Annotated in this window: 27 protein-coding genes; 22 read left to right on the top strand and 5 right to left on the bottom strand. The window is 37.6% G+C overall.

Annotated elements, in window-relative coordinates; translation table 11 throughout:
• Positions 1–10 precede the first annotated feature (10 nt).
• From speD to ACFQZ9_RS16555, 4 genes are all read left to right on the top strand, one after another.
• Positions 11–820 carry an adenosylmethionine decarboxylase gene (gene speD, locus ACFQZ9_RS16540; RefSeq protein WP_026572142.1) on the top strand — a complete coding sequence of 270 codons (810 nt, stop codon included), beginning with the start codon at positions 11–13 and terminating at the stop codon, positions 818–820.
• 171 nt (positions 821–991) lie between these two features.
• Positions 992–1,513: an LURP-one-related/scramblase family protein gene (locus ACFQZ9_RS16545; protein ID WP_498944638.1), complete on the top strand. Its 522-nt coding sequence runs from the start codon at positions 992–994 to the stop codon at positions 1,511–1,513.
• Between the two features lie 210 nt (positions 1,514–1,723).
• The gene (locus tag ACFQZ9_RS16550) at positions 1,724–2,140 is read left to right on the top strand and encodes an SRPBCC family protein (RefSeq protein WP_198309471.1); all 417 of its coding nucleotides are present in this window, start codon (positions 1,724–1,726) and stop codon (positions 2,138–2,140) included.
• Entirely contained in the window at positions 2,141–2,515 is a 375-nt protein-coding gene (locus ACFQZ9_RS16555) for an ArsR/SmtB family transcription factor (RefSeq protein ID WP_498944639.1), read from the top strand. It abuts the gene before it with no gap.
• A 113-nt stretch (positions 2,516–2,628) separates the two neighbouring features.
• Here the strand turns inward: ACFQZ9_RS16555 and ACFQZ9_RS16560 are convergent, their stop codons facing one another.
• Both ACFQZ9_RS16560 and ACFQZ9_RS16565 read right to left on the bottom strand, forming a co-directional pair.
• A complete protein-coding gene (locus ACFQZ9_RS16560) occupies positions 2,629–3,966 on the bottom strand; it encodes an amino acid permease (RefSeq protein WP_498944640.1) in 1,338 nt (445 codons plus the stop codon).
• A gap of 471 nt (positions 3,967–4,437) precedes the next feature.
• Positions 4,438–4,659, bottom strand: a complete 222-nt coding sequence (locus ACFQZ9_RS16565) for a DeoR family transcriptional regulator (RefSeq protein WP_071358441.1) — start codon at positions 4,657–4,659, stop codon at positions 4,438–4,440.
• Between the two features lie 626 nt (positions 4,660–5,285).
• Between ACFQZ9_RS16565 and pepV the strand changes: the two genes are divergently transcribed.
• The 5 genes from pepV (at position 5,286) to ACFQZ9_RS16590 (ending at position 11,646) form a co-directional block, all read left to right on the top strand.
• Positions 5,286–6,707 (top strand): M20 family metallopeptidase, encoded by a 1,422-nt coding sequence (pepV, locus tag ACFQZ9_RS16570; protein WP_498944641.1) that lies wholly within the window; start codon positions 5,286–5,288, stop codon positions 6,705–6,707.
• Positions 6,708–6,935: 228 nt separating this feature from the next.
• Entirely contained in the window at positions 6,936–7,505 is a 570-nt protein-coding gene (thpR, locus tag ACFQZ9_RS16575; protein ID WP_498944642.1) for a 2'-5' RNA ligase family protein, read from the top strand.
• 15 nt (positions 7,506–7,520) lie between these two features.
• A complete protein-coding gene (locus ACFQZ9_RS16580; RefSeq protein ID WP_498944643.1) occupies positions 7,521–8,501 on the top strand; it encodes a diacylglycerol/lipid kinase family protein in 981 nt (326 codons plus the stop codon).
• Positions 8,488–10,632 carry a type I pullulanase gene (gene pulA / locus ACFQZ9_RS16585; RefSeq protein WP_498944644.1) on the top strand — a complete coding sequence of 715 codons (2,145 nt, stop codon included), beginning with the start codon at positions 8,488–8,490 and terminating at the stop codon, positions 10,630–10,632. Before ACFQZ9_RS16580 ends, pulA begins: the two co-directional genes overlap by 14 nt.
• A gap of 240 nt (positions 10,633–10,872) precedes the next feature.
• Positions 10,873–11,646: a phosphotransferase family protein gene (locus tag ACFQZ9_RS16590; protein ID WP_498944645.1), complete on the top strand. Its 774-nt coding sequence runs from the start codon at positions 10,873–10,875 to the stop codon at positions 11,644–11,646.
• On the opposite strand, the gene ACFQZ9_RS16595 is transcribed toward ACFQZ9_RS16590, so the two are convergent.
• Positions 11,647–11,925, bottom strand: coding sequence for a YtzH-like family protein (locus ACFQZ9_RS16595; RefSeq protein ID WP_026572154.1), 279 nt, complete (start codon positions 11,923–11,925; stop codon positions 11,647–11,649). It abuts the gene before it with no gap.
• Positions 11,926–12,093: 168 nt separating this feature from the next.
• Between ACFQZ9_RS16595 and trmB the strand changes: the two genes are divergently transcribed.
• Both trmB and ACFQZ9_RS16605 read left to right on the top strand, forming a co-directional pair.
• Complete coding sequence (trmB, locus tag ACFQZ9_RS16600; protein ID WP_198309463.1) at positions 12,094–12,756, top strand: tRNA (guanosine(46)-N7)-methyltransferase TrmB; 663 nt, start codon at positions 12,094–12,096, stop codon at positions 12,754–12,756.
• Positions 12,757–12,823: 67 nt separating this feature from the next.
• The gene (locus ACFQZ9_RS16605) at positions 12,824–13,660 is read left to right on the top strand and encodes an MBL fold metallo-hydrolase (protein WP_498944646.1); all 837 of its coding nucleotides are present in this window, start codon (positions 12,824–12,826) and stop codon (positions 13,658–13,660) included.
• A 45-nt stretch (positions 13,661–13,705) separates the two neighbouring features.
• Here the strand turns inward: ACFQZ9_RS16605 and ACFQZ9_RS16610 are convergent, their stop codons facing one another.
• Positions 13,706–14,020, bottom strand: coding sequence for a PepSY domain-containing protein (locus ACFQZ9_RS16610; RefSeq protein WP_498944647.1), 315 nt, complete (start codon positions 14,018–14,020; stop codon positions 13,706–13,708).
• Between the two features lie 183 nt (positions 14,021–14,203).
• Here ACFQZ9_RS16610 and ACFQZ9_RS16615 point away from each other — a divergent pair, with 183 nt between their 5' ends.
• The 7 genes from ACFQZ9_RS16615 (at position 14,204) to murC (ending at position 22,089) form a co-directional block, all read left to right on the top strand.
• Complete coding sequence (locus ACFQZ9_RS16615; RefSeq protein WP_498944648.1) at positions 14,204–15,277, top strand: M42 family metallopeptidase; 1,074 nt, start codon at positions 14,204–14,206, stop codon at positions 15,275–15,277.
• Positions 15,278–15,332: 55 nt separating this feature from the next.
• Positions 15,333–15,848: an inosine/xanthosine triphosphatase gene (locus tag ACFQZ9_RS16620; protein ID WP_498944649.1), complete on the top strand. Its 516-nt coding sequence runs from the start codon at positions 15,333–15,335 to the stop codon at positions 15,846–15,848.
• A gap of 179 nt (positions 15,849–16,027) precedes the next feature.
• Complete coding sequence (locus ACFQZ9_RS16625; RefSeq protein ID WP_498944650.1) at positions 16,028–16,462, top strand: hypothetical protein; 435 nt, start codon at positions 16,028–16,030, stop codon at positions 16,460–16,462.
• A gap of 16 nt (positions 16,463–16,478) precedes the next feature.
• Positions 16,479–16,793: a thioredoxin family protein gene (locus tag ACFQZ9_RS16630; protein ID WP_498944651.1), complete on the top strand. Its 315-nt coding sequence runs from the start codon at positions 16,479–16,481 to the stop codon at positions 16,791–16,793.
• 85 nt (positions 16,794–16,878) lie between these two features.
• Positions 16,879–17,673, top strand: a complete 795-nt coding sequence (locus ACFQZ9_RS16635) for a DUF1444 domain-containing protein (RefSeq protein ID WP_498944652.1) — start codon at positions 16,879–16,881, stop codon at positions 17,671–17,673.
• A 164-nt stretch (positions 17,674–17,837) separates the two neighbouring features.
• Positions 17,838–20,474 carry a DNA translocase FtsK gene (locus ACFQZ9_RS16640; RefSeq protein ID WP_498944653.1) on the top strand — a complete coding sequence of 879 codons (2,637 nt, stop codon included), beginning with the start codon at positions 17,838–17,840 and terminating at the stop codon, positions 20,472–20,474.
• A gap of 316 nt (positions 20,475–20,790) precedes the next feature.
• Positions 20,791–22,089 carry a UDP-N-acetylmuramate--L-alanine ligase gene (gene murC / locus ACFQZ9_RS16645; protein WP_498944654.1) on the top strand — a complete coding sequence of 433 codons (1,299 nt, stop codon included), beginning with the start codon at positions 20,791–20,793 and terminating at the stop codon, positions 22,087–22,089.
• Between the two features lie 38 nt (positions 22,090–22,127).
• Here murC and ACFQZ9_RS16650 read toward each other — a convergent pair whose 3' ends face one another.
• The gene (locus tag ACFQZ9_RS16650; RefSeq protein WP_498944655.1) at positions 22,128–23,243 is read right to left on the bottom strand and encodes an aminopeptidase; all 1,116 of its coding nucleotides are present in this window, start codon (positions 23,241–23,243) and stop codon (positions 22,128–22,130) included.
• 203 nt (positions 23,244–23,446) lie between these two features.
• Between ACFQZ9_RS16650 and ACFQZ9_RS16655 the strand changes: the two genes are divergently transcribed.
• The 4 genes from ACFQZ9_RS16655 to ACFQZ9_RS16670 all read left to right on the top strand — a co-directional run bounded on the left by ACFQZ9_RS16655 (position 23,447) and on the right by ACFQZ9_RS16670 (position 26,229).
• Positions 23,447–23,908, top strand: a complete 462-nt coding sequence (locus tag ACFQZ9_RS16655) for a DUF948 domain-containing protein (protein WP_498944656.1) — start codon at positions 23,447–23,449, stop codon at positions 23,906–23,908.
• Positions 23,909–23,938: 30 nt separating this feature from the next.
• A complete protein-coding gene (locus ACFQZ9_RS16660) occupies positions 23,939–24,427 on the top strand; it encodes a YtxH domain-containing protein (protein ID WP_498944657.1) in 489 nt (162 codons plus the stop codon).
• 89 nt (positions 24,428–24,516) lie between these two features.
• Positions 24,517–24,849: a thioredoxin family protein gene (ytxJ, locus tag ACFQZ9_RS16665; RefSeq protein ID WP_498944658.1), complete on the top strand. Its 333-nt coding sequence runs from the start codon at positions 24,517–24,519 to the stop codon at positions 24,847–24,849.
• 303 nt (positions 24,850–25,152) lie between these two features.
• Positions 25,153–26,229 (top strand): bifunctional 3-deoxy-7-phosphoheptulonate synthase/chorismate mutase, encoded by a 1,077-nt coding sequence (locus ACFQZ9_RS16670; protein ID WP_198309450.1) that lies wholly within the window; start codon positions 25,153–25,155, stop codon positions 26,227–26,229.
• Positions 26,230–26,413 lie beyond the last annotated feature (184 nt).

A 26,413-nucleotide genomic window follows, 5' to 3' on the forward strand; every position in this document is an offset into this window, starting at 1 on the left:
AAAGTATACCATGAAGCTAACACATGAGCAGCGGATTGAGTTACATGGCTTTAATAACCTGACAAAATCACTTAGCTTTAATATGTATGATATTTGTTATACAAGAACGAAAGAAGAACGTGAGGCCTATTTGCAATATATTGATGAGGAGTACAGTGCGGACCGATTAACCAAAATGTTAAAGCATGTATCTGACATCATTGGAGCCCATGTCTTAAATATAGCCAGTCAGGATTTTGAGCCGGCAGGAGCAAGTGTGACTCTATTAGTATCAGAAGGTCCAGTTGAGCACGCGCCATCTGAATCCTTTGAGGAATCTCCTGGGCCGTTGCCGGAATCAGTCGTCATGCAATTGGATAAAAGTCATATTACCGTTCATACATACCCGGAATATCATCCAGATGAAGGCATTAGTACCTTTAGGGCAGATATTGATGTTTCTACCTGCGGAGAAATTTCACCGCTTAAGGCACTGCATTATTTAATCCGGTCGTTTGAGACAGATGTAATGATTGTTGATTATCGCGTTCGCGGATTTACTAGGGATAAAAGTGGCCATAAGTTATTTATTGATCATGAAATCAGTTCGATTCAAAATTATATTCCTGAAGATGTTGGCGAAATGTTTGATATGATTGATGTAAATGTTTATCAAGAGCATATTTTCCACACAAAATGTAAGCTGCGGGAATTTGATTTAAATAATTACTTATTTGGTTACACAAAGGACAAGTTATCCCCTGACGAACACATTGAAATCACCGAAAGAATTAAAATGGAAATGGACGAAATCTTTTATGGGAAAAATATTGTCCAATAACCAACAAAGAGCTTAGAAACTAACTCTAGGCTCTTTGTTTTTTGGAAATTATCCATTTGACAAATGTTCAGTGCAGAAAGTGCAGAATTCAAGCTTCTCTCTCCTATTTGAAACTTTTTCCAAAATTTAACGTAATATTGGTAGACAGAAAAAGTTACGAGGAGTGGCAGAATGAACAAGGATTCGCTTTATTTTAAAGATAATTTTTTTTCGTCTGGCAGGACGGAGATTTACAATAGTTTAAAAGAGAAGGTAGGGGAATTGGATCTCAGGAGCGCCTTTTCTTCTAGTATTGACGTAATAGATGGGGATGGGAAAAAAATTATTAGTGGTAGATTTGGTTTGTTTAGCAATAAGTGGAGAATTTTAGACGACAGCGAGCAAGAAATGGGGATCCTTAAACAAAAGCTAACCTTCTTTGCTAAAAAATATGAATATAATGCCTTTGATCGAGGTGTTTATATAATTGAAGCAGAGGCTTTCTCCCGTAAATATGAGGTATTTGATGAACAATCGAACCAAATAGCCAAATTTGAAAAAGTAAGCGGAATTTTTGCCTCCCCAGCTTTTCAATTAACTAATTTTAATGAAAAACTCCGTTCAGAGGAATTAATTGCGGTTATAATGGGAGTCAATGCCATTCAAAAAAGAAGAAGAAGTAATGGAGCAGCGGCAGGCAGTCCGGGAAATTGATTTTTATTAAGTTTTTAATAAAACCAATTATTGAATGAAACAGGTCTATTAAGGTGACTTTACTAATTGTAGAGTTGCCTTTTTTATAAAAAAATAATTGACATGAAACCAAAAGGTGTTATATATTCTAAATGTGAAACCAAATGGTTTCTTATTTATTTGTATAAATTTATTATTAAAATTGGAACATTATGAGGAGGACTTTTTAAAATGACGAATGAAACACTACAGGATATCAGATATACCGAAATCTACAATGCTCCCATTGATAAAGTATGGGCCGCTGTTGCAACCTCAGAAGGGCTTGCTGCATGGTTCATGCCGAACGATATGGAGCCGGTAGAAGGCCATGAATTTCATTTGAATGCCGGACAGTTTGGGATGTCCCCTTGTAAGGTTACACTAGTCGACCCGCCTAATCGTCTTTCTTTTAATTGGGGAAAGGATTGGAGCCTTACATTTGAATTAAAAGAGTTAGAGGGTAAAACTGAATTTACTTTAATCCATGGCGGATGGGATGCGAATAAGGTAACCGAATTTGGTGCACCGCATACTCCAATCCGTGAAAATATGAACCAAGGCTGGGCAGGTCTTGTTAAAAAATTACAAGGATATGTTGAAGCATAAATGGAAGCTTCTTCGGCCAAACATGATGTCTTTCAAGCCATCGCTGACCCAACTCGCCGAAGGCTGCTAAAACTTTTAAGCCAGCAAGAAATGCCTGTTAAAGATATAAGTGATCAATTCCCAATTAGCCGTACCGCCGTTTCCAAGCACTTAAAAGTTTTAGCTGATGCAGGTCTGGTTAAGGAGCGAAAGGTCGGAAGAGAAACACGGTACAAGCTTGAACCTGAGCCATTATTTGAATTAAAGGACTGGCTCCAATATTTTGAAATCTTTTGGGAAAACAAACTTTCGGCACTCAGGCGTTTTGTGGAATCCGATGAGCCCGATAACCGTGATTTATCGGGACCTACCGGGGGAATCAAGTCTGAAGAATAGAAAAAAGTGATACCCTCACACAAATGGGTATCACTTTTTTGTTTAAGGTGAAGCGTCCGCCACTTTTTTGAGTCTGGATAGGGCTAGTAACCTAGCTTACCGGCTTGTTATTGCTAATTCATTTTTCGAACAGTAAAAGAAAGAACAATCAAAATAGCCATGATTACCAAACAAACAGTTGATCCTATAAGATTATTTGAATTTAAGAGAAATCCAATAAAAATGACACTTAAAGAAACAATCGCAAAAATAGTAGTAAATGGGAACCCTTTTACCCTGAAAAATGGTTTGTTTTTATAATGTGGTCTTAGCTTTAACTGAGCTGCACAGATACTAATCCAAATTAACATCACAGTAAACCCTGGTATCGTCATTAAGTAACTAATTACCTGGTCAGGGGTAATATAGGCTAAAAAGATTCCGACTAAAATCCATGCACTTGTAATCAAAATCCCTGCTATCGGGGTTCCATTTTTGGAAATTTTTAATAGAATTTTCGGTGCTACACCGCTTTGTGCCATTGAAAATAAGGTTCTTGATGTAGCATAAATTCCGGAATTGGCTGCTGAAAGAACCGCAGTTAAGAGTACAAAGTTCATAATATGTGCGGCACCTGGCAGCCCGGTAATACTCAATACCTGGACAAAAGGACTATCTACACCTGATACCTTGTTCCATGGTATCATTCCACAAATGATAAGGATTGGAAAGATATAAAAGATAATGACACGCCATACGGCCCCTTTAATGATCTTTGGTAAAACCTTTTCAGTATCCTTTGTTTCCGTAACAGCTACCCCGATTAATTCAGCTCCGCCGTAGGAAAACATAACAACTAAGAACGCGCTGGCCACTCCATGAAAACCATTCGGGAAAAAGCCGCCATAAGCCGTATAATTGGAAAGCGGGTTATGAATGGAGCTGGGGATTATTCCTGCCAGGATTAATACACCTAAAATAATAAAAGTCGTTAAGGCAAAAATTTTGATTCCTGCAAACCAAAATTCAAGTTCTCCATAGTATTTAACTTGAAATAAATTAATTCCCACAATCAATAATCCACAAAAAAGACTTAACAGCCATAATGGTGCAGAAGGGAACCAGAATTGCAGGAAACTTCCCGCAGCGAGCAACTCAACAACGGTAACAATGATCCAGTTAATCCAATAAAGCCAACCAACAATGAACGAAACTTTGAATCCAAATGCTTTATTAACCAAAAGCTGTACGTTTAAGTTTGGATAGGAAACTGCCATTTCCCCTAATGCTGCCATAATGATTAACAATAATATTCCGCCAATAAAATATGTTAATACGACACCTGGACCAGCGATATTTAATGTATCTGAACTTCCTTTGAAAATTCCGGTCCCAATCATTCCAGCTAAGGCAATAAACTGAACATGCCGCGGTAATAACCCTCTTTTTAATCCTTGATGATTTTTTTCCAAAATGCTCCTACCCTTCTATATACAACGAATTTTCTTTTGTGCTTAAACGCTTTTATGCGTTAAAGAATTTTATATTAATATAATATATTTTAAAAGTTTATAAATCAAGTATAGTCTGATATCTTTGCCATAATGATAAAGAATTTCACTTTAAGAATTTTTTTGCCTAAAGGAAACTTTTTAGATTTCACGAATAAAATAATAGTAAAATTGGAGGGTGATAGAAATGAATTCGACCCCGCGGATCCATAAAAAAATCTTAAAATATTCTTTCCTTTTTAAAATGCTGGGCATTATAAATGACCAGGAATTTAAAGCAATAACGGGTGTGGATTTTTTACATGCTGACGTTAAAAGGTAAGTGGAAGAATTTTTTTACTTAAAAGGACATATAGTAAATTGCACAAAAAATAGCATGCGAACTCATCGCATGCTATTTTTTCATTATTTTTTTATTCATTAATAAACTGTTTAAGATGTCATTTTCACTTTTTTTTCTGTGGTGGTCCATTTTCCGCGGCTTGGGCTTATGACCAAGTCATTATAGGCTAAGACATTTAAATCTCGTTGTATGGTGCGAGGAGTGATACCAAATTCCTCTACAAGTTCCTGCGTTGTCACAGTGCCATTATTGCGAATAAACATGTAGATACATTTGATGCGGTTTAACATCCGGTTAGTTGAAGGTTTCAAAGAACCACTCCCTATCCTTTTTTCAAACCTATGGCGAATTCCCTCTACCGACAGCCTCTTTGAAGAATTATTCTTCAAGAATATGTAGTTTCTTTTCCGCAGACATCTCCTTTGCATGGACGTTTAAGTGGACACTTAGATGTCATACATCTAACCTTATTGTACCCACAATTTCTGAAAATTTCCACCATTATACATCATTTTGCAAAATAATCTTTTTATTAAAAGATAGTGGTTACTCTCCCTCCTTTAAATTCTCTTAGTATAGAATATGGGGAATCAAGCTAGAAATATGATAAATTAATTGAATTTTTTGTAAATTATTTATAGCAAGTCTGTTTTTAACTTGTCTGTTGATTTCCGCTCCAGGCGCTTCGCTTTCCGCGGGCGGTCAGGGGAGCCTCCTCGGCGCTGATGCGCCTGTGGGGTCTCCCCTGCCCCGTCCTCCCGCAGGAGTCTTCGCTCCTTCCGCTCCAATCAACATTGTTACAACATTCAACAAGAATTTTAATATAGCCAATAATTAAAAATAATAATGGATTTCGCTTTTGTTATGAAAATTGGTAAGATATTTGCAATAATAATATTGGCTTTACGTATCATATTTGCTTTAGGAGGCATTTGAATTGACAAAGATTGATTGGATCATTGAGGTGGAAAAAAGAAAAGAGGCACTGCTCAAAGATGCACAGGGGCTATTACATATCAAAAGCTTATTAGATGAAGAAAATGCTACGCAGGATGCCCCGCTTGGTAAAGGGGTGAAAGAGGCATTAGATTACATGCTGACTCTAGGGGAGAAGGATGGATTTATCCCTAAAAATGTTGGAAATCTAGCTGGACACCTGGAGTTTGGAGAGGGAAGGGATTTGCTGGGAATTCTTTGCCATGTCGATGTTGTTCCCGAGGGGGACGGCTGGACAAGTAATCCTTATGCTGCTGAAGTTCGAGATGGAAGAATCTATGCGCGGGGAGCGATTGATGATAAAGGACCGACAATGGCAGCGTATTATGCCATGAAAATTGTGAAGGAACTTGGTCTGCCGTTGAAGAAACGGGTACGAATGATTATTGGCACGGATGAGGAAAGTAATTGGCGCTGTGTGGAACATTACTTTAAGCATGAAGAAATGCCTTCCCTTGGCTTCGCTCCGGATGCTGACTTTCCGATTATCAACGCAGAAAAGGGAATTTCCGACTTTGATATGGTTCAAATAGGGACGGATCAGGGTAATATAGATGCAAATGTTGAGGTTCAAACCTTTCTTTCAGGGAAAAGATATAATATGGTTCCTGATTATGCAAAGGCAGTGATTCAGATCAAAGAGAATCAGGCTGAGATCACTGAAATGTTTACAAATTTTATGAACCAATATAAACTCGATCATCAATATTCAGAAGAAAGTCAAAAGCTTACATTAGAGGTAAAAGGAGTTTCTGCTCATGGAATGGAGCCAAGGAACGGTAAAAATGCCGGTCTATTCTTATCAGAGTTTCTTTCAAAGCTCAATTTAGATCGAAAAGCAGCCCAATATTTTCAATTTGTTTCCCGTTATTTTTTTGATGATTCAAGGGGAGTTCATTTAGGAGTTGCTTTTTCGGATGATATTTCAGGAGAATTAACCATCAATCCTGGTAAGTTTTCTTATACAAAAGAGTCCGGTGGGAAAATTGGAATGACATGCAGATACCCTGTTACCAATAAGATGGAGGAAACAAAAGAAAAACTAGACGCACTGTTGAAAAACGAAGGTTTTACGATTGAAAACTTTTCGGATTCTAAACCACATCATGTTGATGAAAAGGATTTCTTGATTCAGACGTTAAAGAAGGTTTATGAAGAACAAACGGGCGAGAAAGCGGAACTGCTGGCAATCGGCGGTGGAACCTATGCACGTTCTCTTAAGTCAGGCGTAGCCTTTGGCCCATTATTTCCGGGAAGACCGGATGTAGCACACCAAAAGGATGAATATATTGATCTCGAGGATTTATTCAAAGCTACAGCCATCTACGCACAAGCAATCTATGAACTCGCAAAAGAAGAATAAAGCAAAAAAAGTAAAGACGTATCAGCAAACCTCTGCTGAACGTCTTTTTTTTAAGTTGATTTTTGAACAGTGTTGATTGGAGCGGAAATCAACAACAAAGTTTAACAGAGCCTTTTTTTTTAATAATAAATACTTAAATAATGTAAAAAATATCGGAAACCTTTGGATTTTGTTTTTAGATACAAATGGATAAAAATCGACTAAAATTAAGTAAAGGAAGGTTTAGAGATGAACCATCAAACTCATTTTTTTTACGCTGTTCCAATTCCAAAAGAAATAAAATTAATCATGAAAGACCATTGTGAAAAATTACAACAGTCCCTTCCTTTTAACCGCTGGGTCCATCATGAAGATTTGCATATTACCTTAGCCTTTTTAGGATTTGCACCTTCAGATCAACTTGAAAAATCATTAGAAAACGTCAGAACAGAACTAAAGGGAAACCCTTCTTTTTCACTGCAGATTAACCAACTTGGAATTTTTGGACGTAAAGAATCTCCCCGTATCTTTTGGGCGGATACGTTAAAAAGTGATGAACTTCAATTCGTTAGAAAAAAAGTATTTACAGCATGTGAAGATGCAGGTTTTCAACTTGAAACAAGACCGTTTCGTCCCCATATCACTCTTGCAAGGAAATGGACAGGGGATGAACCCTTTCATCATGAAAGACTTGATGTTTGGCAGGAACTACAGCCGAACCCCCTTGCATTTTTAGCGAGTGAAGTGGTTTTATTTCAAACCCATTTAGAGAAAACACCAAAATATGAAGTGAAGAAAGTATTCTCTCTAAAAAAATAAAAAGGTTGATTCGGTATGAAAACCATCTACTTTATTATTAATCCCAAGGCAGGAAACGGGACCTGTAAAAAAATCTGGAGTAAGATTGAGAGCCAATTAAAACTCGAGCAATTACCCTATATGGCGTTTTTTACGAATTCCCCTGGACATGCAAAAACACTTGCATCGCAAATTGCGGAGCGTAGTGAGGAGCACACCATCATCGTTGCACTTGGCGGTGATGGAACCATGCATGAAGTGATGAATGGAGTTGTAAACTATAATAATATCACTCTTGGATTTATTCCGGGAGGTTCAGGAAATGATTTTTCGAGAGGATTTGAAATTCCTTCTAAACCGAAGCAGGCCCTTAATGCTTTACTCCGTTTAATGCAAAAGGAAGCCGGCGTTGATATTGGGAAAATCGATAGTGGGAATCAAACAGCTTGCTATTTTATAAACAATATGGGTGTTGGATTTGATGCACTGATTTCATATGATGTGAATCGTTCAAAGATTAAATCCGTCTTAAATAGCCTATCCTTGGGAAGGCTAGTATATGTTTATTTTTTATTGATTAAACTTTTTACGTATAAACGTTCAATAATTCGTTTATCAATTGATGGTAAAACGCATATATTTGAACATACATGGTTTGTCACAGTTTCTAATCAACCCTTTTATGGCGGCGGTATGAAGATTGCACCGGATGCCAAGCCAAATGATGGTGTTTTTAATATTACAGTTGTCCATCAATTATCAAGGCTGAAACTGTTGTTAGTATTTATTAGTGTTTTTTGGGGAAAACATGTTCTTTTTAAAGAAGTAAAAATGTTTAAAGGCAAGGATATTTATATTCAATCATCAGCCCCCCTTTTTGCCCATGCTGATGGGGAGTTTATTGGTTATACTCCGATAAAGATACAGCTCAAATCAAAGGCATTAAAAATTCTGACAGGAAAACAAAATTTACAGGAATTTGGTTTGAAAGAGAGGGATTCGAATGATTTCCAGTGAACGAAATTTTCTTGCCTACTTGGATGAGATGAAGATCATTGCGATTCTTCTTCCTCTTTCATATCACCAAGGTGTGTCTGCAACATTTTCGATAAGTGATGGAATTCAGACACAGCCCCTAAAGATACTCGAGAAAAGACGAATCGAAAATAATAATAAATATGTTTGTCAGCTTGCACATGAAATTAGTTTTGGAAAAGTATATTGGATATTGGATGAGCATGGTGGTAAAACAGATCTACAAATAGGTGCAGTGATTCGTACAGAATTATTCGATAACAAATATTATTACGATGGGGATGATCTTGGGGCAAAATGTACGGAAACTTATACCCAATTTAAACTATGGGCACCGACTGCTACTCAAGTGAAAGTCAAACTACGGCAGCCTAATGGTTCATATGCTGAAATTGTAAAAATGAAGCGAAAGGATAGAGGGGTTTGGTCCGCAGTAGTCCATCGCAATTTAGAATATCATCACTATACTTTTCTTGTCCTTGTGAATCAAGTATGGCAGGAAGCTGTTGACCCCTATGCTACAGCAGTTTCGGTCAATGGGGAGCGAGGAGTAATCGTTAAGCTGGAAAAAACGACGAGGCCGAAAATCCCTTTGCCTGAATTGGAAAGTCCAGTCGATGCGCTCATTTATGAAACACATATCAGGGATTTTACCGTTCACCCCAATAGTGGTGTAAAGCACAAAGGGCTTTATCTTGGTGCCGGGGAATTTGATACAAAAAGAAAAGAAGGAGACGTTACTGGTCTATCTTATTTAAAAGATTTAGGAATAACCCATATTGAATTTTTACCCTTTCATGATTTTGCCGGGGTAAATGAACTAGAAGCAAAAAAGGAATATAACTGGGGCTATAACCCTGTACATTTTAATGCCCCTGATGGAAGCTATGCTACCGACCCGACTGATCCCTATTCCAGAATTAAGGAACTAAAGCAGTTAATTGATCAAGTTCATTATAAAGGTTTAAAGGTAATAATGGATGTCGTATATAATCATGTGTACAGTCGTGAAAACTCCCCGTTTGAAAAAATAGTACCGGGCTATTATTTCCGTCATAATGAATTCGGGATGCCGTCAAACGGTACAGGAGTTGGAAATGATATTGCATCGGAAAGAAAAATGGTAAGAAAGTTTATCCTTGATTCCATTCGATTCTGGCTGGAAGAATACCATATTGATGGTTTTCGTTTTGACTTAATGGGAATTCTTGATGTGGGAACCATTTCTGAAGTAAGAAAGATGTGTGATCGATTGGCGAAGGGGATCCTGTTAATTGGTGAGGGTTGGAATTTAAATACGCCACTTCCGCTTGATAAAAAAGCGATCATTCAAAACCAGTCCAAACTTCCCACTATTGCTCAATTTAATGATAAATTCCGGGATACGATTAAAGGGAGTACCTTTAATTTATTTGATAAAGGATATGCCTTTGGAAATGAACATCACTATGAGGCAGCAGCCGATTTAATTGCCGGCAGTGTTGGGGTTGTGAAAAGAGAAAATAAGTTATTTAATGAGCCTTCTCAAACAGTCAATTATGTGGAATGCCACGATAATCATACGATGTGGGATAAACTATTAGCATGCTATCCTACTGAAGATGAATCCATTCGAATAAAATATCATTTGCTTGCAACAGCCCTGGTGATTGTATCACAGGGAGTTCCTTTTCTTCATAGTGGCCAGGAATTCTTCCGCACGAAGCAAGGTGAAGGGAATAGCTATCGATCGCCAGATTCTATAAACCAACTGGATTGGAATCGAAAAAGCCAATATATAAAAAATGTTCAATATTTAAAAGGTTTAATAGAAATTCGAAAAAAGTTATCCTGTTTCAGATTACGTACCGCTGAGGAAATCCGCTCATCCATGAAACAAAATCCCCTTCACGCTCCGCTTATCAGCTTTGTCTATCAAAATAAAAATGGAGAATATCGTGAAGTCATTCTTGTCATAAATCCAAGAAAAAATGAAGAAATAATCAGCCTTCCAGAAGGATCATGGTACGTGTTAGCTGACCATAATGAGGCAGGGATTTCTATGAGCAAAAGAATATCTGGGGGAGAAATAAAAATTCAACCAATCAGTATAAATATTTTTGCGAAAAAATAGATTCTTTAGATTTACTTGACGAAAAAAGCTCTTTGAGGATAAAATTTATTAAGATGGCTATTGTGTGAAATGATATCAATAGCTTTTTTTATTTTTTATTATTTAGTATAAATTCTCCTTAATTTTTAAAGCTGTGAAGTATTACAAGTAAAGAAAGAACCTTCCAGCAGCAAGGATTTTACTTCGGAATAAAATGGGCTAGTATCCCATTAGAACGGTCATAATTGAAGGTGAACAATTTTGGAACATTTACTTGGACAAGAATGGAAAATTGTCCCGGCTGGTGGAGCGACTGGAGAAGCTTTTTTTGCCCAGTATCAGGATCAAAAGCTTTTTCTGAAACGTAATTCCTCTCCATTTCTTGCAGTCTTATCTGCTGAAGGCATTGTCCCGAAGCTTGTTTGGACAAAACGATTGGAAAATGGTGATGTGATAACAGCACAGCAATGGCTTTCTGGAAGAGAACTTAAGCCGGCTGAAATGGATCAAGAAGTCGTCGCAAAGCTTCTGAAGAAAATTCATCGCTCAGAGCCAATGCTAGGCATGTTAAGCCGCCTGGAAAAAAAGGCAATGTCTCCTGAAACGATTTTTCAATCCGTGCAATCACAATTAGATTCAGAGGTCCTTGGATTACCGGAAGTGCAAAAAACAATGGACTTTTTAAAAGAAGAAGTATCAAATATTTATAGTGAGGAAAAGGTTGTTTGCCATGGTGATGTTAATCATAACAACTGGCTGCTCGATGAAAACAACCAGTTGTATTTGATTGATTGGGACGGTGCTATGATTGCTGACCCTGCTATTGATTTAGGATTACTTCTTTATTGGTATATTTCAGAAGAAAGCTGGGATCAATGGTTAGCGATGTATGGAAAAATGTTAACAGACGATTTAAGACTGAGAATGAAATGGTATGTGGCGATTCAAACCATATCTTCCATACAATGGCATAAAAATAAAAGTAGATTTCAGGAAATGGATAAGTGGGTTAAGTTTTTAAATGTTATTCTTTAATTATGAGAATTGATCAATATTACTAACCCACCCGGATAGATTTTCTTGGTTTGATAGGATATGTTGGTCTAAATCAGCAGTCTGAGCTCCATTTTGGCTGTATTGATAAACTTCCTGCAAAATGCTTTTTACATTTTGATCGACTTGTGTATTAACCATTAGGGATTTTACTAAACGTTCCAATTGTTCACATTCAGCAACAGATCCACAGCAATCTGTTTGATGATTGCTTAATATATCTTTTAGTAACGTAACTTGGTCTTGGTGACTTAATGGCATAGAGTAACACCCTTTCAAGTGATAATAAGTAGAATTCACAGTTAGGTTGTGAATTCTTTTTTTGTTTATACATTGCATCTAAGTTACTTGATTTCCAAAAGATTCGCCTTGCGCTTACGGATCATAGCATGTTAAAGTTTGAACGAAAATATTTTTAGGAGTGTAGAAATGAGACTTCGAAATAAGCCTTGGGCAAAGGAGAAAATAGAGCAGCACCCACAATATATAGTTCCCAATCCTGAAGATTTTAAAGGAAGATGGAAGGAAGCATTTGTGAAAGATCAACCGCTTCACATCGAAATTGGAACAGGCAAAGGCCGTTTTATCACTGAAATGGCGAAGGCTCACCCGGATATTAATTATATGGGGATTGAGATATATGACAGCGTGATTGTTGCCGCATTAGATCGCTTGATTGAAGCAGATTTACCGAACTTAAAGCTTTTAAATGTTAATGCGGGTGATTTAGAAAAATATTTTTCAAAAAACGATGTGACCCGAGTATATTTGAATTTTTCTGATCCATGGCCAAAGATACGTCATGAAAAAAGAAGATTGACGTATAAAGACTTTTTGAAAAAATATGAGGACATTTTAGTTGATGGTGGAGAAATTCATTTTAAAACGGATAATCAAGGTTTATTTGAATATTCGTTAATGAGCTTTTCGGAATACGGTTTATTATTGAAATATGTCAGTCTCGACCTTCATAACAGTGAGTATGAAGGGAATATCATGACAGAATATGAACAAAAATTCTCTGAAAAAGGTAACCGCATTTACCGCTCTGAAGTAAAATATCAAAATGAAGGAAAGGACAGTTCTTTATAGGGCTGTCTTTTTTTGTTTTCCTGAATTATCAGATAATGGTAAAATAAAGGAAGAGGAGGAGAGGTCCGTGGAAAAATTACAAATTGGAAGGGTAGCGCTTACATGGCTTACCGGAGGAGTAACAAACCTGGATGGCGGTGCGATGTTTGGTGTAGTTCCAAAAATATTGTGGGATAGAAAATATCCAGCTAACGAAAAAAACCAAATTGAATGTCCGACAGATCCGATATTAATCCAAATGGATGGGATGAAAATATTAGTTGAGTCCGGAATCGGAAAAGGAAAATTAACAGAAAAACAATTGCGGAATTTCGGGGTAACAAAAGAATCGGAATTGGATTCATCTCTTGAAAAGGTTGGATTAAAGCCGGAAGAAATTGATTATGTTCTTATGACACATTTGCATTTTGATCATGCCGGCGGCCTTACGAAACTTGTTGATGGGGAATATGTTTCAGCTTTTCCAAATGCGAAAATTATCACGTCAAAAATTGAATGGGATGAAATGCGCACCCCTAATATTCGCTCCAAAAATACATATTGGAAGGAAAATTGGCAGGCAATTGAAAAACAAGTCATACCTTTTGATGAAAAGTGGAGCTTAGGTTCCCTGACCTTGATTCATACCGGCGGACATAGTAACGGACATTCGATTTTACTTATTGAAGATGGCGATGAGGTCGCCATTCATATGGCGGATTTACTGGCAACTCATGCCCATCAAAATGTACTATGGGTAATGGCCTATGACGATTATCCAATGGATTCGATTGCCGCGAAAGAAAAATGGCTGCCATATGCCCTTGACAAAAATGCCTGGTTTACATTTTATCATGATGCTTTTTATCGTGCAGTTAAATGGGGTTCAGATGGACAAATAACGGATGCTATTAAAAGAAGCTAAAAAAATGGGGCGTACCTATCGTGGTGCGGCCCATTTTTATTCTATTTACTTTGTGACATGAACGTCTATGACCGTTCCCGTTTTAGCATCAGCGACAAATTCATATTGCTCGGCTGTACCTTCGTTATTTTTGGATATGCCGCCTTTATATACTTGATAATGAATTTGTTGCTTTTCGTAGGGCACAGGTTCCATATGTATCCATGACCCGTTGATGGCTCCGTTTTGTTTAAACTGTTTTTTTACATTTTCTAATACCCGCTCAGGTGAAACTGTTGAATTTTTTGAAATGATTTCTCTTATTGCTAAACTGCTTATTGCTCCAGCCGCCGCACCAAGGATAAATGATTTCCAGTTCATACCTTCTGCACCTCCGAAATATGATTTAGTAATGAAAACGTTTCGGTTAAGAATTCTCCTTTTAGTATATCGTATTTAATGGTCTGAACATAATATAACCATTGGCGATTTGAAATGTTGGTCATCAAGGAAATGATTCTGTAAAATAAATTTATACATAAATAAATTTTAAGGAGTTTGAAAATGAACGAACAAACATTAAAGCTTTTTCAAACCTTGACAGAGCTTCCCGGCGCTCCTGGAAATGAACATCTTGTGAGAAAATTTATGCGGGAACAACTAACACCTTATGCGGATGAAATTGTCCAAGATAACCTTGGAAGTATTTTTGGCGTGAAAAGGAGTAATGAGAGTGGTCCAACCGTAATGGTAGCAGGACATATGGATGAAGTGGGCTTTATGGTTACCTCCATTACCGATAACGGGATGATTCGTTTCCAAACACTTGGCGGCTGGTGGAGCCAAGTTCTTTTAGCACAGCGGGTTCAAATCATGACGAAAAATGGCCCGGTCATTGGCGTCGTGGGCTCAATTCCTCCTCATTTACTCGATGATTCAAAGAAAAATAAACCGATGGAAATCAAGAATATGCTGATTGACATCGGTGCGGATGACCGCGAGGATGCGAAGCAGATTGGCATCAAGCCAGGTCAAGCAATTTTACCGATTTGTCCGTTTACTCCAATGGCCAATAAGAAGAAAATTTTAGCAAAGGCTTGGGATAATCGTTATGGCTGCGGATTAGCGATTGAACTACTTCAGGCAGTAAAAGACGAAATTTTGCCAAATACTCTGTATTCCGGAGCTACTGTCCAAGAGGAAGTTGGATTAAGAGGTGCACAGACTGCTGCAAATATGATTAATCCTGATATCTTTTTTGCACTAGATGCAAGCCCTGCTAATGATATGTCAGGGAAGAAGTCTGAATTTGGCCAGTTAGGAAAGGGAACCTTGCTGCGAATCCTTGATCGCTCAATGGTTACCCATCGTGGAATGAGAGAATTCGTCCTCGATATGGCTGAAACCCATAAAATTCCGTATCAATATTTCGTGTCGCAGGGCGGTACAGATGCAGGAAGGGTTCACTTGTCCAATGAAGGGGTTCCAAGCGCAGTAATCGGTATATGCTCTCGCTACATCCATACCCATGCTTCCATTATCCATGTCGATGATTATGCCGCAGCTAAAGAATTATTAGTCAAACTTGTAAAAGCATGTGATAAATCAACGGTGGATTCTATAAAAGCAAATAGTTAAAAATTAAGAGGGGGCATTTTGATATGCCTCTTTTTAGCGAAAAAGGAGCGGCACCATGAAAATCATTATCGGAACAAAGAACCCTGCTAAAATTTCTGCAGTTAAAAAAGCATTTGTTGAAACAGAAGCGGAGTTTCTCTCCTTAGATATCCCGTCAGAAGTAAGTGACCAACCGTTTTCGGATGATGAAACAATTCAAGGAGCAATCAATCGGGCACAAGGGGCACTAGAACAAGGAAATGGTGATCTAGGTATTGGACTTGAAGGCGGTGTGCAAGAATCCAAACATGGGTTATTGATTGTAAATTGGGGTGCACTTGCTGCAAAAGGCAGAGAACCGATTATTGCTGGAGGAGCAAGAATCCTGCTCCCTGAAGAAGTTGCGACACGTTTGAGGGCAGGAGAAGAATTAGGGCCAGTAATGGAGGATTTCTCCAACAAGGAAAATGTCCGTAAAAAAGAAGGTGCAATCGGAATTTTTACCAATGGATTCATTAAACGGGATGAAATGTTTACCCATATTGTGAAGCTGCTAGTTGGACAATACACCTATCAAATAAACAGGGAATAAAGAAATTCCTCCTTGTTTCGACAACAAATATCGTCAAATACCTTGTCATGTAAATAAAGTGAAAGGTATGATGTATATAGGAATTGGTCGAAAAGGAGGGAAATCATCTGAAATTCTTTAAGACAATTTTTATTTGTATCCTAGCTATTCTCATAGTAAGTTCCTGCGGGAAGCAATCATTGAAAGAGGCAAGTAAGACTGCTGTTGAAACTGTCAAAACTACTTTTAATGAAGACACGAAGAAGCCAAATAAAAAAAGCGGAGAATTCCAAATTTACCTGCCATTTGGCTATGAGATAAATGATAAATCACCAAATAATATTATTTTAAAAAATGGTTCAAAAACATTTATACTATTTAATAATCCGCAAGAAGATTCGGCAAGTGAAGTAGTTTACAAAGCAACAGTGGCACAATATAAGCATCTAGATACAAATGAAAGATTTAAGAAAAACAATGAACTTGGATTTATCTTGGTCAAACATTTGAAGGATGATTTGAATGAACTTACGGTAGGAATTGGCGGAACCAAGATGACCACTCAAACCAAAACAAGCAGTTTAGCAATGGACACTAAAACGATGATGCAGATTGTTCATTCAATAAAAAAATAAGCAGGAGGTAATGAAATTGAAAAATTTAGAGTCTATGGAGCAATTTGAACAACTTAGGGATAACGGAAAAACGATTTTTATGTTTTCAGCAAACTGGTGCGGGGATTGCCGTTTCATTGAACCGTTCCTGCCTGAAATCGAAGAAAATTTTAAGGAATATACTTTTGTTCATGTGGACCGCGATCAGTTTATTGATCTTTGCCAGCAGCTTGATGTATTTGGAATTCCGAGCTTTATTGGCTTTGAAAATGGGAAAGAACTCGGTCGCTTTGTTAGTAAGGATCGAAAAACCCAAGAAGAAATCGAAAACTTCATCAATGGCCTAAAATAATTTCGTTTCTCTCTCCGTCTCCTTTGAGATGGAGTTTTTTCATGTTACAATAAGTGCGCATCTCCTTTGATATGGAGGGATAAGGATGAAAATGGATAGTAAAAAAATGCGAAAAGAATTAGAACAGCGATTGGCGGCTCCTGGTCGGAACTTTACGTATGACCGTGATAATGATCAGCTCCGAATCGAAAATTCTGCAGCTGGAAAAGGAATTACGGTTTCTTTATCTGGAATAATTGCTAATTGGCATACCAATAAAGAAAAAGCGATTGATGAAGTGGTTTATTATGTTGAAGAAGGCCTAAAGGCGATGGAAGATAAAATCCAGTTAACAAACCACGAGAAAAATATTTTCCCTGTTATTCGTTCTACATCATTTCCAGCTGAAGCAGAAGAGGGTGTTCCTTTTTTAGCCGATGAGCATACAGCGGAGACGAAAATCTATTATGTGATTGATATGGGAAAAACGTATCGTTTAATTGATTCACGTGTGCTGGAAAATGAGGGATGGGAAGCAAATCGGATAAGAGAAATTGCGTTATTTAATGTCAGATCCCTTCCAACCCCATTAAAAGAAGATAATGTTGCTGGAAATGTCTTTTATTTCCTTAACACAAATGATGGTTATGATGCCAGCCGGATTTTAAATAAAGGCTTTTTAAATGAGATGCAAAAGAAAGTTTCAGGAACAATGGTATTAGCTGTACCGCATCAGGATGTGCTGGTCATTGCAGATATTCGAAATGACAGAGGCTATGATGTTCTAGCACAATTAGCGATGAGCTTCTTTGCTAATGGCCATGTGCCCATCACGGCATTGTCATTTTTGTACGAGGATGGGGAACTGGAACCAATCTTCATTTTAGGAAAAAATAAGTGACAAAAATGAGGAAGGATCACAACAAAAAGTGGTCTTTTTTCATTTGTATTTTAAGAATTCCACCCTATTCCACTATATTTCGACTGATTTTTAGATTTCTTGTCGAAATATTATCAAATACTGCTAAAATAGAATAATAGATGAAAGTAGAAAGAGTGATAGTTTTGAGCTGGATCCAAAACTTTTTTCAAAGGTTTAAAAATGATGAAGAAGATGAAAATGATTACGAATATGAATCGAACCATTCTAGAATACATAATGAAATGAGAGACCTTCCTTCTTTAAAAAATAAGGAAGGCGGCAGGGATATAGATGCCCGTATTTCCTACCAATATCCAAAAGGGAAAATTCGTTTACCCATTATCCAGGATGAAAAGTCAATCGAAAATAAAGGTACAGCTTCAAAGAAGAGAACAGAAAGACATCAAAAAAGAAAAGAGACAGAGCATTTTGAGGTTCTGCAAGAGAAAAAGCCAGCTCCTAAAATACAAAAGGAGCAGGAGCCAAAAAAAAGCAGACCTTTTCATGCAACCGAAATTCCATCCCCAGTCTTTGGTTTTAAAAAACCTGTGAAAACCAGCAATTCAATCGTTGTTGAGCACGAGCTGACTCAGTTTATAAAAGAGGAAACAGAATCACTCCAAAACAGTCAAAAAATGATGGAAGAGATTCAGGTCCCACCACAGGAACAAAATGAAAATCCTGTTCTCCTGGTAACAGAACCTGGTCCGTTAATTGAGGAGATTGAAAAAGAGGAAAATTCAAGTCAGTTGGAGCCCTTCTTAAATGTTCCAGATTCTATACCTGATCGTGATCAAGAGATTCCTCCTGTTCAAGCGGTTGAACCTGAAAACTTACCACCACAAATAAGTGTAGAAACCGTTCAGGTGGATACGGAGAACCCAAGACCAAAACAGTCCCATTTACCATTCAATGTCATGATGTTAAAGCAGGATAAGGAGAAATGGGAAGAAAGAAAAATACAAAGAAAATTGGGCATGGATTCCCGAATACCGCTTGAAATAAACAAGCCGGTAGAAACGGTTAAGGAAGTAAAAGTGGTTCATGAGGAAATAAAGGAAGTGCCAATTTTTCGAATAGATAACGCTGCACCGAAAAAAGAGGCAACCACTCATGATGAAATCGAGGCCCATAAAGAAGAGGTAACCACTCATGATGAACCGGAGGCCCGTATAGAAGAGGCAACCACTCATGATGAACCCGAGGCCCATAAAGAAGAGGTAACCACTCATGATAAACCGGAGGCCCGTATAGAAGAGGCAACCACTCATGATGAACCGGAGGCCCATAAAGAAGAGGCAACCACTTATGATAAAACTGTGGTCCTTGAAGAAGTGGCTATTTCGGAAGCAGATATCTATCAATTTCCTGAATTTTCTTTGTTGAGCCCACCAGTTGTAATTGAAACAGATACAGAGTGGATTCAAAACCAAGAAAATTTATTAAACCAAACCTTACAAAATTTTAACGTTGGGGCAAAGGTGGTTAATGTAACACAGGGGCCAGCCGTTACACGCTTTGAGGTTCAGCCTGAGCCGGGTGTCAAGGTTAATAAAATTACAAACCTTAGTGATGATATTAAATTAAGCCTTGCTGCCAGAGATATCCGGATTGAGGCTCCTATCCCAGGAAAGCATACGATTGGTATTGAAGTTCCTAATCAAAAGTCACGGCCGGTCTTCATAAATGAAATTATCCAAAGTAATGTTTTTAAGGAATCCAGCTCGCCCTTAACGGCTGTATTAGGGCTCGATATTTCAGGAAAACCGATTGTAACTGATTTGAAAAAAATGCCGCACGGCTTAATTGCCGGAGCTACGGGGTCGGGAAAAAGTGTTTGTATTAACACAATCCTAGTTAGTTTATTATTTAAAGCTAGTCCGGAAGATTTAAAGTTATTGCTGATTGATCCCAAAATGGTTGAATTAGCCCCTTATAATCGAATCCCACATTTGGTCAGCCCGGTTATAACGGATGTAAAAGCGGCAACAGCTGCCTTAAAATGGGCTGTTGAGGAAATGGAAAGACGCTACGAGCTTTTTGCCCATACAGGTGTCCGTGATATCAACCGCTTTAACGAATTAGCAATGGAACATAAGAGATATTCCGACAAACTGCCGTTCATTGTCATTATTATTGATGAGTTGGCTGATTTAATGATGATGTCACCGGCAGATGTAGAGGAAGCCATTTGCCGTATTGCCCAAAAGGCAAGAGCATGTGGAATCCATTTAATCGTGGCTACCCAAAGACCTTCTGTAGACGTTATTACAGGTTTAATCAAAGCAAATATTCCAACACGAATTGCTTTTTCCGTTTCATCACAAATTGATTCGCGAACAATTATTGATATCAGCGGGGCGGAAAAATTGCTTGGACGGGGGGATATGCTCTTCTTAGAAAATGGTTCATCGAAGCCTGTCCGTTTGCAAGGTACATTTGTTTCTGATGAAGAAATTGATCTTGTTGTTGCCCATGTAAGGGAGCAGCAGGAACCGGATTATTTATTTGAACAGGAAGAACTTTTAAAGAAGGCACAAGTGACAGAGGAAGAGGATGAACTTTTTTATGAAGCCTGCGAGTTTATCATTGATCATGGCACGGCCTCAACTTCTAGTTTGCAGCGCCGTTTTAAAATCGGGTACAACCGTGCAGCAAGATTAATGGATATGCTTGAAGCAAATGGGTTTATTTCCAGTGCAAATGGGAGTAAACCGCGTGAGGTTTTAATTACGGCTTCGGATTTAGAAGCCTTTTATGAGGCGAATTCAAATGGATAACCGAATATTCTTTGAAATAGTAAATGAAAAATTTGAAATAAAAGTAAACAGTTCTTAAATAGTTTTTAAGAACGAAGAGTGTTATAATAATTAAATGTGATTACAATGAGAATATAGTTAAATTTTTTGTGTCTAGCGAAAGCGCCTAGGGGCTCAAGTCATAAGCCAATCCGTCAAGAAGGTTAAAGAACAACCTTCATGCCGGCTTGTCTTATGCTGGTCGCCCCTGGGCAAGGCGCTTCCGCTTTTCTTATAGCAAATAAGTTAAGATGTCATATACTGTTTTACAGATAGACGTTAGTTGGAGGTTCTTTAGATGACTATTTACCATTTTGTAGGTATTAAGGGGTCTGGAATGAGTGCGTTGGCGCAGGTTCTGCACGATATGAACTTTGAAGTGCAAGGCTCCGATGTCGAAAAGCACTTTTTTACTCAGGTAGCCCTTGAGCAATCAGGAATAAAGATCCTTCCCTTTCAAAAAGAAAATATCAAACCGGGAATGACCATTATTGCAGGAAATGCCTTTCCTGATACCCACGAAGAAATTCAAGAGGCGATGAAGCTGGGGCTTCCGATTGTCCGTTATCATCGATTCTTGGGAGATTTTATGTATAACTTTACAAGTATTGCGATTACAGGTGCCCATGGAAAGACATCCACTACAGGGTTGCTTGCACATGTTATGGAAGGGGCAAAACCTACTTCGTTTTTAATTGGAGATGGGACAGGGAAAGGCCAGGAAGGTGCTGAATATTTCGTCTTTGAAGCATGCGAATACAGAAGGCACTTCTTATCGTACTTTCCTGATTATGCAATTATGACCAATATTGACTTTGACCATCCTGACTATTTTGCCAATATTGATGATGTTTTTTCAGCATTTCAAGAGATGGCTATACAGGTGAAGAAGGGGATTTTTGCATACGGGGATGATGAGCAGCTTCAAAAAATCCAAGCAAAGGTTCCTGTATTGTTTTATGGTTTTGAAGAAGAGAATGACTATCAAGCCAAAAATCTTGTGAAAACGACAGATGGAACCAGCTTTGATGTGTTTATCCGGAATACTTTTTATGATTCCTTTACAATTCCAACTTTTGGTGACCATAGTGTCTTAAATTCTCTTGCTGTCATTGCCCTTTGCCACTATGAAGAAATTGATGTGGCTATTGTCAAGGAGCAATTAAGCACGTTCCAGGGAGTAAAGAGAAGATTCTCGGAAAAAAGAATTGGCTCACAAATTTTAATTGATGATTATGCACACCATCCAACTGAAATTAAAGCAACAATTGAAGCGGCTAAACAAAAATATCCTGATCGTCAGTTGATTACCGTTTTTCAGCCGCATACCTTTACAAGAACGCAAGCGTTTCTTGAAGATTTTGCTGAAAGCTTACGCAAGGCAGATAAGGCCTATTTATGCGAAATTTTTGGTTCCGCACGTGAAAACCACGGAAAGCTTACAATCAAGGATCTTCAGGACAAAATAGAGGGAGCGGAGATTCTTTCAGAAGAGAATACATCTGTCCTTAAAGATTTTGATAATAGTGTAATTATTTTTATGGGCGCAGGAGATATTCAAAAATTCCAAGAGTCTTATGAAAAGCAATTATCTTAAAAAAAGGATGCCAGGCATTTGCCGGCATCCTTTTTCTTTTATTTTAAGTGATCAGGATTTAATTTTTCTAATTCAGGAATAACGAATAGACCATCCTTACGAATCAGGACATCATCAAAATAAATTTCGCCTCCGCCATATTCAGGACGTTGAATATTGACCATATCCCAGTGAATATTTGAATGGTTCCCGTTAAAGGCATCGTCATAGCATTGACCAGGTGTAAAATGGAAGCTTCCTGCAATTTTTTCATCAAATAAAATATCTTGCATTGGATTTAAAATGAATGGATTTACCCCAATGGCAAATTCCCCGATATAGCGGGCTCCCTCATCAGTATCAAAAATTTTATTGATTCTTTCTGAATCATTTGCTTCTGCTTCAACAATTTTTCCATCCTTGAAGGTTAATTTAACATTTTCAAACGTAAAGCCTTGGTAGGGGGATGGAGTATTATAAGAAATCACGCCGTTAACAGAATCACGAACAGGAGCTGTATATACCTCTCCATCCGGAATGTTTAATCTTCCTGCACATTTAATGGCCGGGATATCCTTTATGGAGAAGGTAAGATCTGTTCCCGGTCCGGTTAAACGAACTTTGTCAGTACGGTTCATAAGTTCAACAAGGCCATCCATTGCCTCATCCATCTTTCCGTAATCCAAGTTACAGACATTAAAGTAAAAGTCTTCAAATCCTTCAGTGCTCATTTTAGCTAATTGAGCCATGGAGGATGTTGGGTAACGAAGAACAACCCATTTTGTTTTTGGCACCCGAATGTCACGGTGGACCTTCTTGCCAATTGTATTCCCGTGAATCTTCATTTTTTCATCTGGTACGTCTGCATGCTCATTTATGTTATTGCCGGAACGCAGTCCTATGTATGCATCCATTTGACTCATTACATTGGCCTCAAATTCAGCCATTAGATTAAATTGTTCTTCTTGTGCACCGAGTAATAAAGAGCGGTCCACTTGATGATCTTTTAAAAGAACAAATGGCCAGCCTCCTGCTTTATAAGCTTCTTTTACTAAAGCGGTTACAAGTTCACGCTGCAAGCCGAAATTCTCAATTAGTACCTTTTCGCCCTTTTGAAGCTGAACAGAATAGTTGATTAAATTTTTTGCTAGTTTCTCAATCCGTGGATCCTTCATTTCATACGCCTCCGAAAAGAAAATTCTTATACTACCTCTCTATTTTACCCGAATATGGTTGAATGTTGAAAAATAACGATATTTTATAAATATGATGGCAGGAAAACAAGACAAAAATATTGAAGTAGTATAAAATGTTGATGAGGTTTATACCCAACATCGTTGGGTAATACATAATGGTAGAATCAAGCGGAGGTGCCACGATGATTATTATTTTATACTTAAGTGTTGCATTGATTGCAATCGCCTTTTTAGTACTTGTGATTTATGTTTCCAAAATGCTTAAGTCGTTAAGGGAGACATTGAAAAGCGTTTCGAAAACTCTTGAAGGGCTTGAAACACAGCTTGAAGGAGTCACAACAGAAACAACCGCGCTTTTACAAAAAACAAATGCTCTTGCTGATGATCTGAAATATAAGTCAGAAAGCTTAAATAGTGTTGTAGATGCTGTAAAAGACGTTGGTACAACAGTGAGTAAGTTTAATGGAACCTTACAGGACATTAGCCATTCCTTTGACAAGCAGGTTGAAGAAAGTAAAGAAAAGGTTTCCCAAGTTATTCAATGGAGTAATGTAATTCTTGAACTTAAGGATAAATGGAAGGAAAAAAGACAAGAAAAAAATAGGATTACCCCCGGTGAAAGCGGCAGAGTTAGGTCAAGATAATATAGGTTAAGCCAAGGAGGGCGTTTTTTTATGTCTAATAAAGATAACGAAACACGAGAAACGAACCAAAAAAGAAACGAAGATTCCGGTAATAGTTTTTTACTTGGCGCCTTAATAGGCGGGATGGTTGGTGCTGCTGCTGCACTGTTTTTTGCACCAAAAGCAGGGAAGGATTTGCGAAACAAACTAAGTAACCAAACGGGTTTTATAATGGAAAAAACCGCAGATTTGCGGGGAAATATGATGAACAAAAGCAGCCAGTTTGCTTCCAAGACAACATCGATTACACAGGGCATCGTTCAACAATCAAGTGATCTTTTAAGCAAAACAAAAATCAAACCAAAGGCAAGGGAAGAAAAAGAGGACAAGTCAGATGTCATTTATATTCCCATTCAAACCCACCAACAAAAAAATGTAAGCATAAAGACAGCGGCACCGCTAAACAGCGAGGATATTAAGAGAAAACTAGACGAAGCAAAAAAAGCCCTCGATGAAGAAGAGTTAAAGGTAAAACAGTAAGAATTTTTAAAATCTAAACTGATTATTTGTGATAGAAACGGTGGAGTGATAAAATGACTTCACCGTTTAATTTTTTGGAGGGAATAAATATGGTTGAAAAAATAGAAACCCAAGAACAGTTTGAAGAACTACTGAAAAAAGAAGAGAAATTCCTTTTCTTAAAACATAGTTTAACATGTCCGGTTAGTCAGGCAGCATATCAGGAATATCAAAAATTTGCCGATAATGAAAATAGCATTCCTGCTTACTTTTTAGCTGTACAGGATTCACGCCCATTATCAAACGAAATTGCAGAGAAATTTAATATTAAGCATGAATCACCACAGGCTATTCTTTTTACAAATGGGGAGCCACGCTGGAATGCCTCTCATTGGAAAATTACCAAGCGTTCATTAGCAGATGCAGTGAGTGAAAATAAGTAGCATTTAAGGGCATCCATAATATGGGTGCTTTCGTTTTAAAAAAATGTACAATTTTTCTATAAGCATCACATTATTCAGATATCAACATATTTTAATTTAATATCCTTAAAAGTACTTTATCGCTTAAAAGCGTTTAATCATTAAAGAAAAAAGTGATGACAAATATAATTTTTTCCGCTATAATAAAGCCTAATTATTGAAAAAACAGAAAATTTTTTTCAACACAATCTTTTAAAATGTAGGACACCGTTCAGTATTTATGAATATAAATATCTGATTGGCAATGAAAGGACGGGGAAAATATTGAGCACAAATGAATTGGATCACTTAAGATCACGTGTGGATGAATTAAACTTGGAATTGTTGAGGTTAATTAATGAAAGAGCTCGACTCGTCCAAGAGATTGGGCAAGTGAAGGGAAACCAGGGAGTTTACCGTTACGATCCAGTCCGTGAAAGAAAAATGTTGGAGGTTATTAAGGATCATAATGATGGTCCTTTTGAAAATTCAACAATTGATCACATTTTTAAAGAAATTTTTAAAGCTGGGTTAGACCTGCAAAAAGATGATCATAGTAAAGCATTATTAGTATCAAGAAAGAAAAAGCCAGAAGATACAATTGTTACGTTAAAAGGTGAAAATATTGGGGACGGTAAACCGCACTTTGTTTTTGGTCCTTGTGCAGTTGAATCTTATGAGCAAGTTGCAACGGTAGCAAAAGCAATGAAGGAGAAAGGACTAAAACTTCTGCGTGGCGGTGCATATAAGCCAAGAACCTCTCCATATGATTTCCAAGGTTTAGGCGTCGAAGGTTTAAAAATTTTAAAACGTGTTGCAACTGAGTTCGATATGGCTGTAATTAGTGAGATTGTAAACCCTGCGGATATTGAAATGGCAGCTGAGTACCTTGATGTAATTCAAATTGGAGCACGTAATATGCAAAACTTTGAATTATTAAAAGCAGCCGGAGCTGTAAAGAAACCTGTTTTATTAAAAAGAGGACTTGCAGCAACTATTGAAGAATTTATCAATGCAGCAGAATATATTATGGCACAAGGCAACGGCCAAATTATTCTATGCGAACGCGGTATTCGCACATATGAACGTGCCACAAGAAATACATTAGATATTTCTGCAGTACCAATTTTGAAACAAGAGACACATTTACCGGTTATGGTGGATGTAACACACTCCACTGGAAGAAGAGATTTACTACTTCCTGCTGCTAAGGCGGCGATTGCAATTGGTGCTGATGGAGTTATGGCTGAAGTTCATCCAGATCCAGCCGTAGCATTATCCGACGCACAACAACAAATGAATCTTGAACAATTTGACAATTTTTACAATGAGTTACTAGCATCGAACTTTGTTCGGATTTAAACTTGATAGTAAATATTTCCAAAAAACCTTCTGCAAACCTGTGCAGGAGGTTTTTTTACTTAAAATTTCCGAAAATAGAGGAATCTCATTGCGGCTTCTACGTTCTTGTCGTATCATTAAATAGATAATTAAGATTGTTTATTATATCACAAATTAAAATAGCGGAAACAATAGAACAAGCTAA

Origin of the sequence: Neobacillus sp. GCM10027624, from assembly GCF_042675345.1 — a bacterium.
Lineage (GTDB): Bacteria > Bacillota > Bacilli > Bacillales > Cytobacillaceae > Neobacillus > Neobacillus cucumis_D.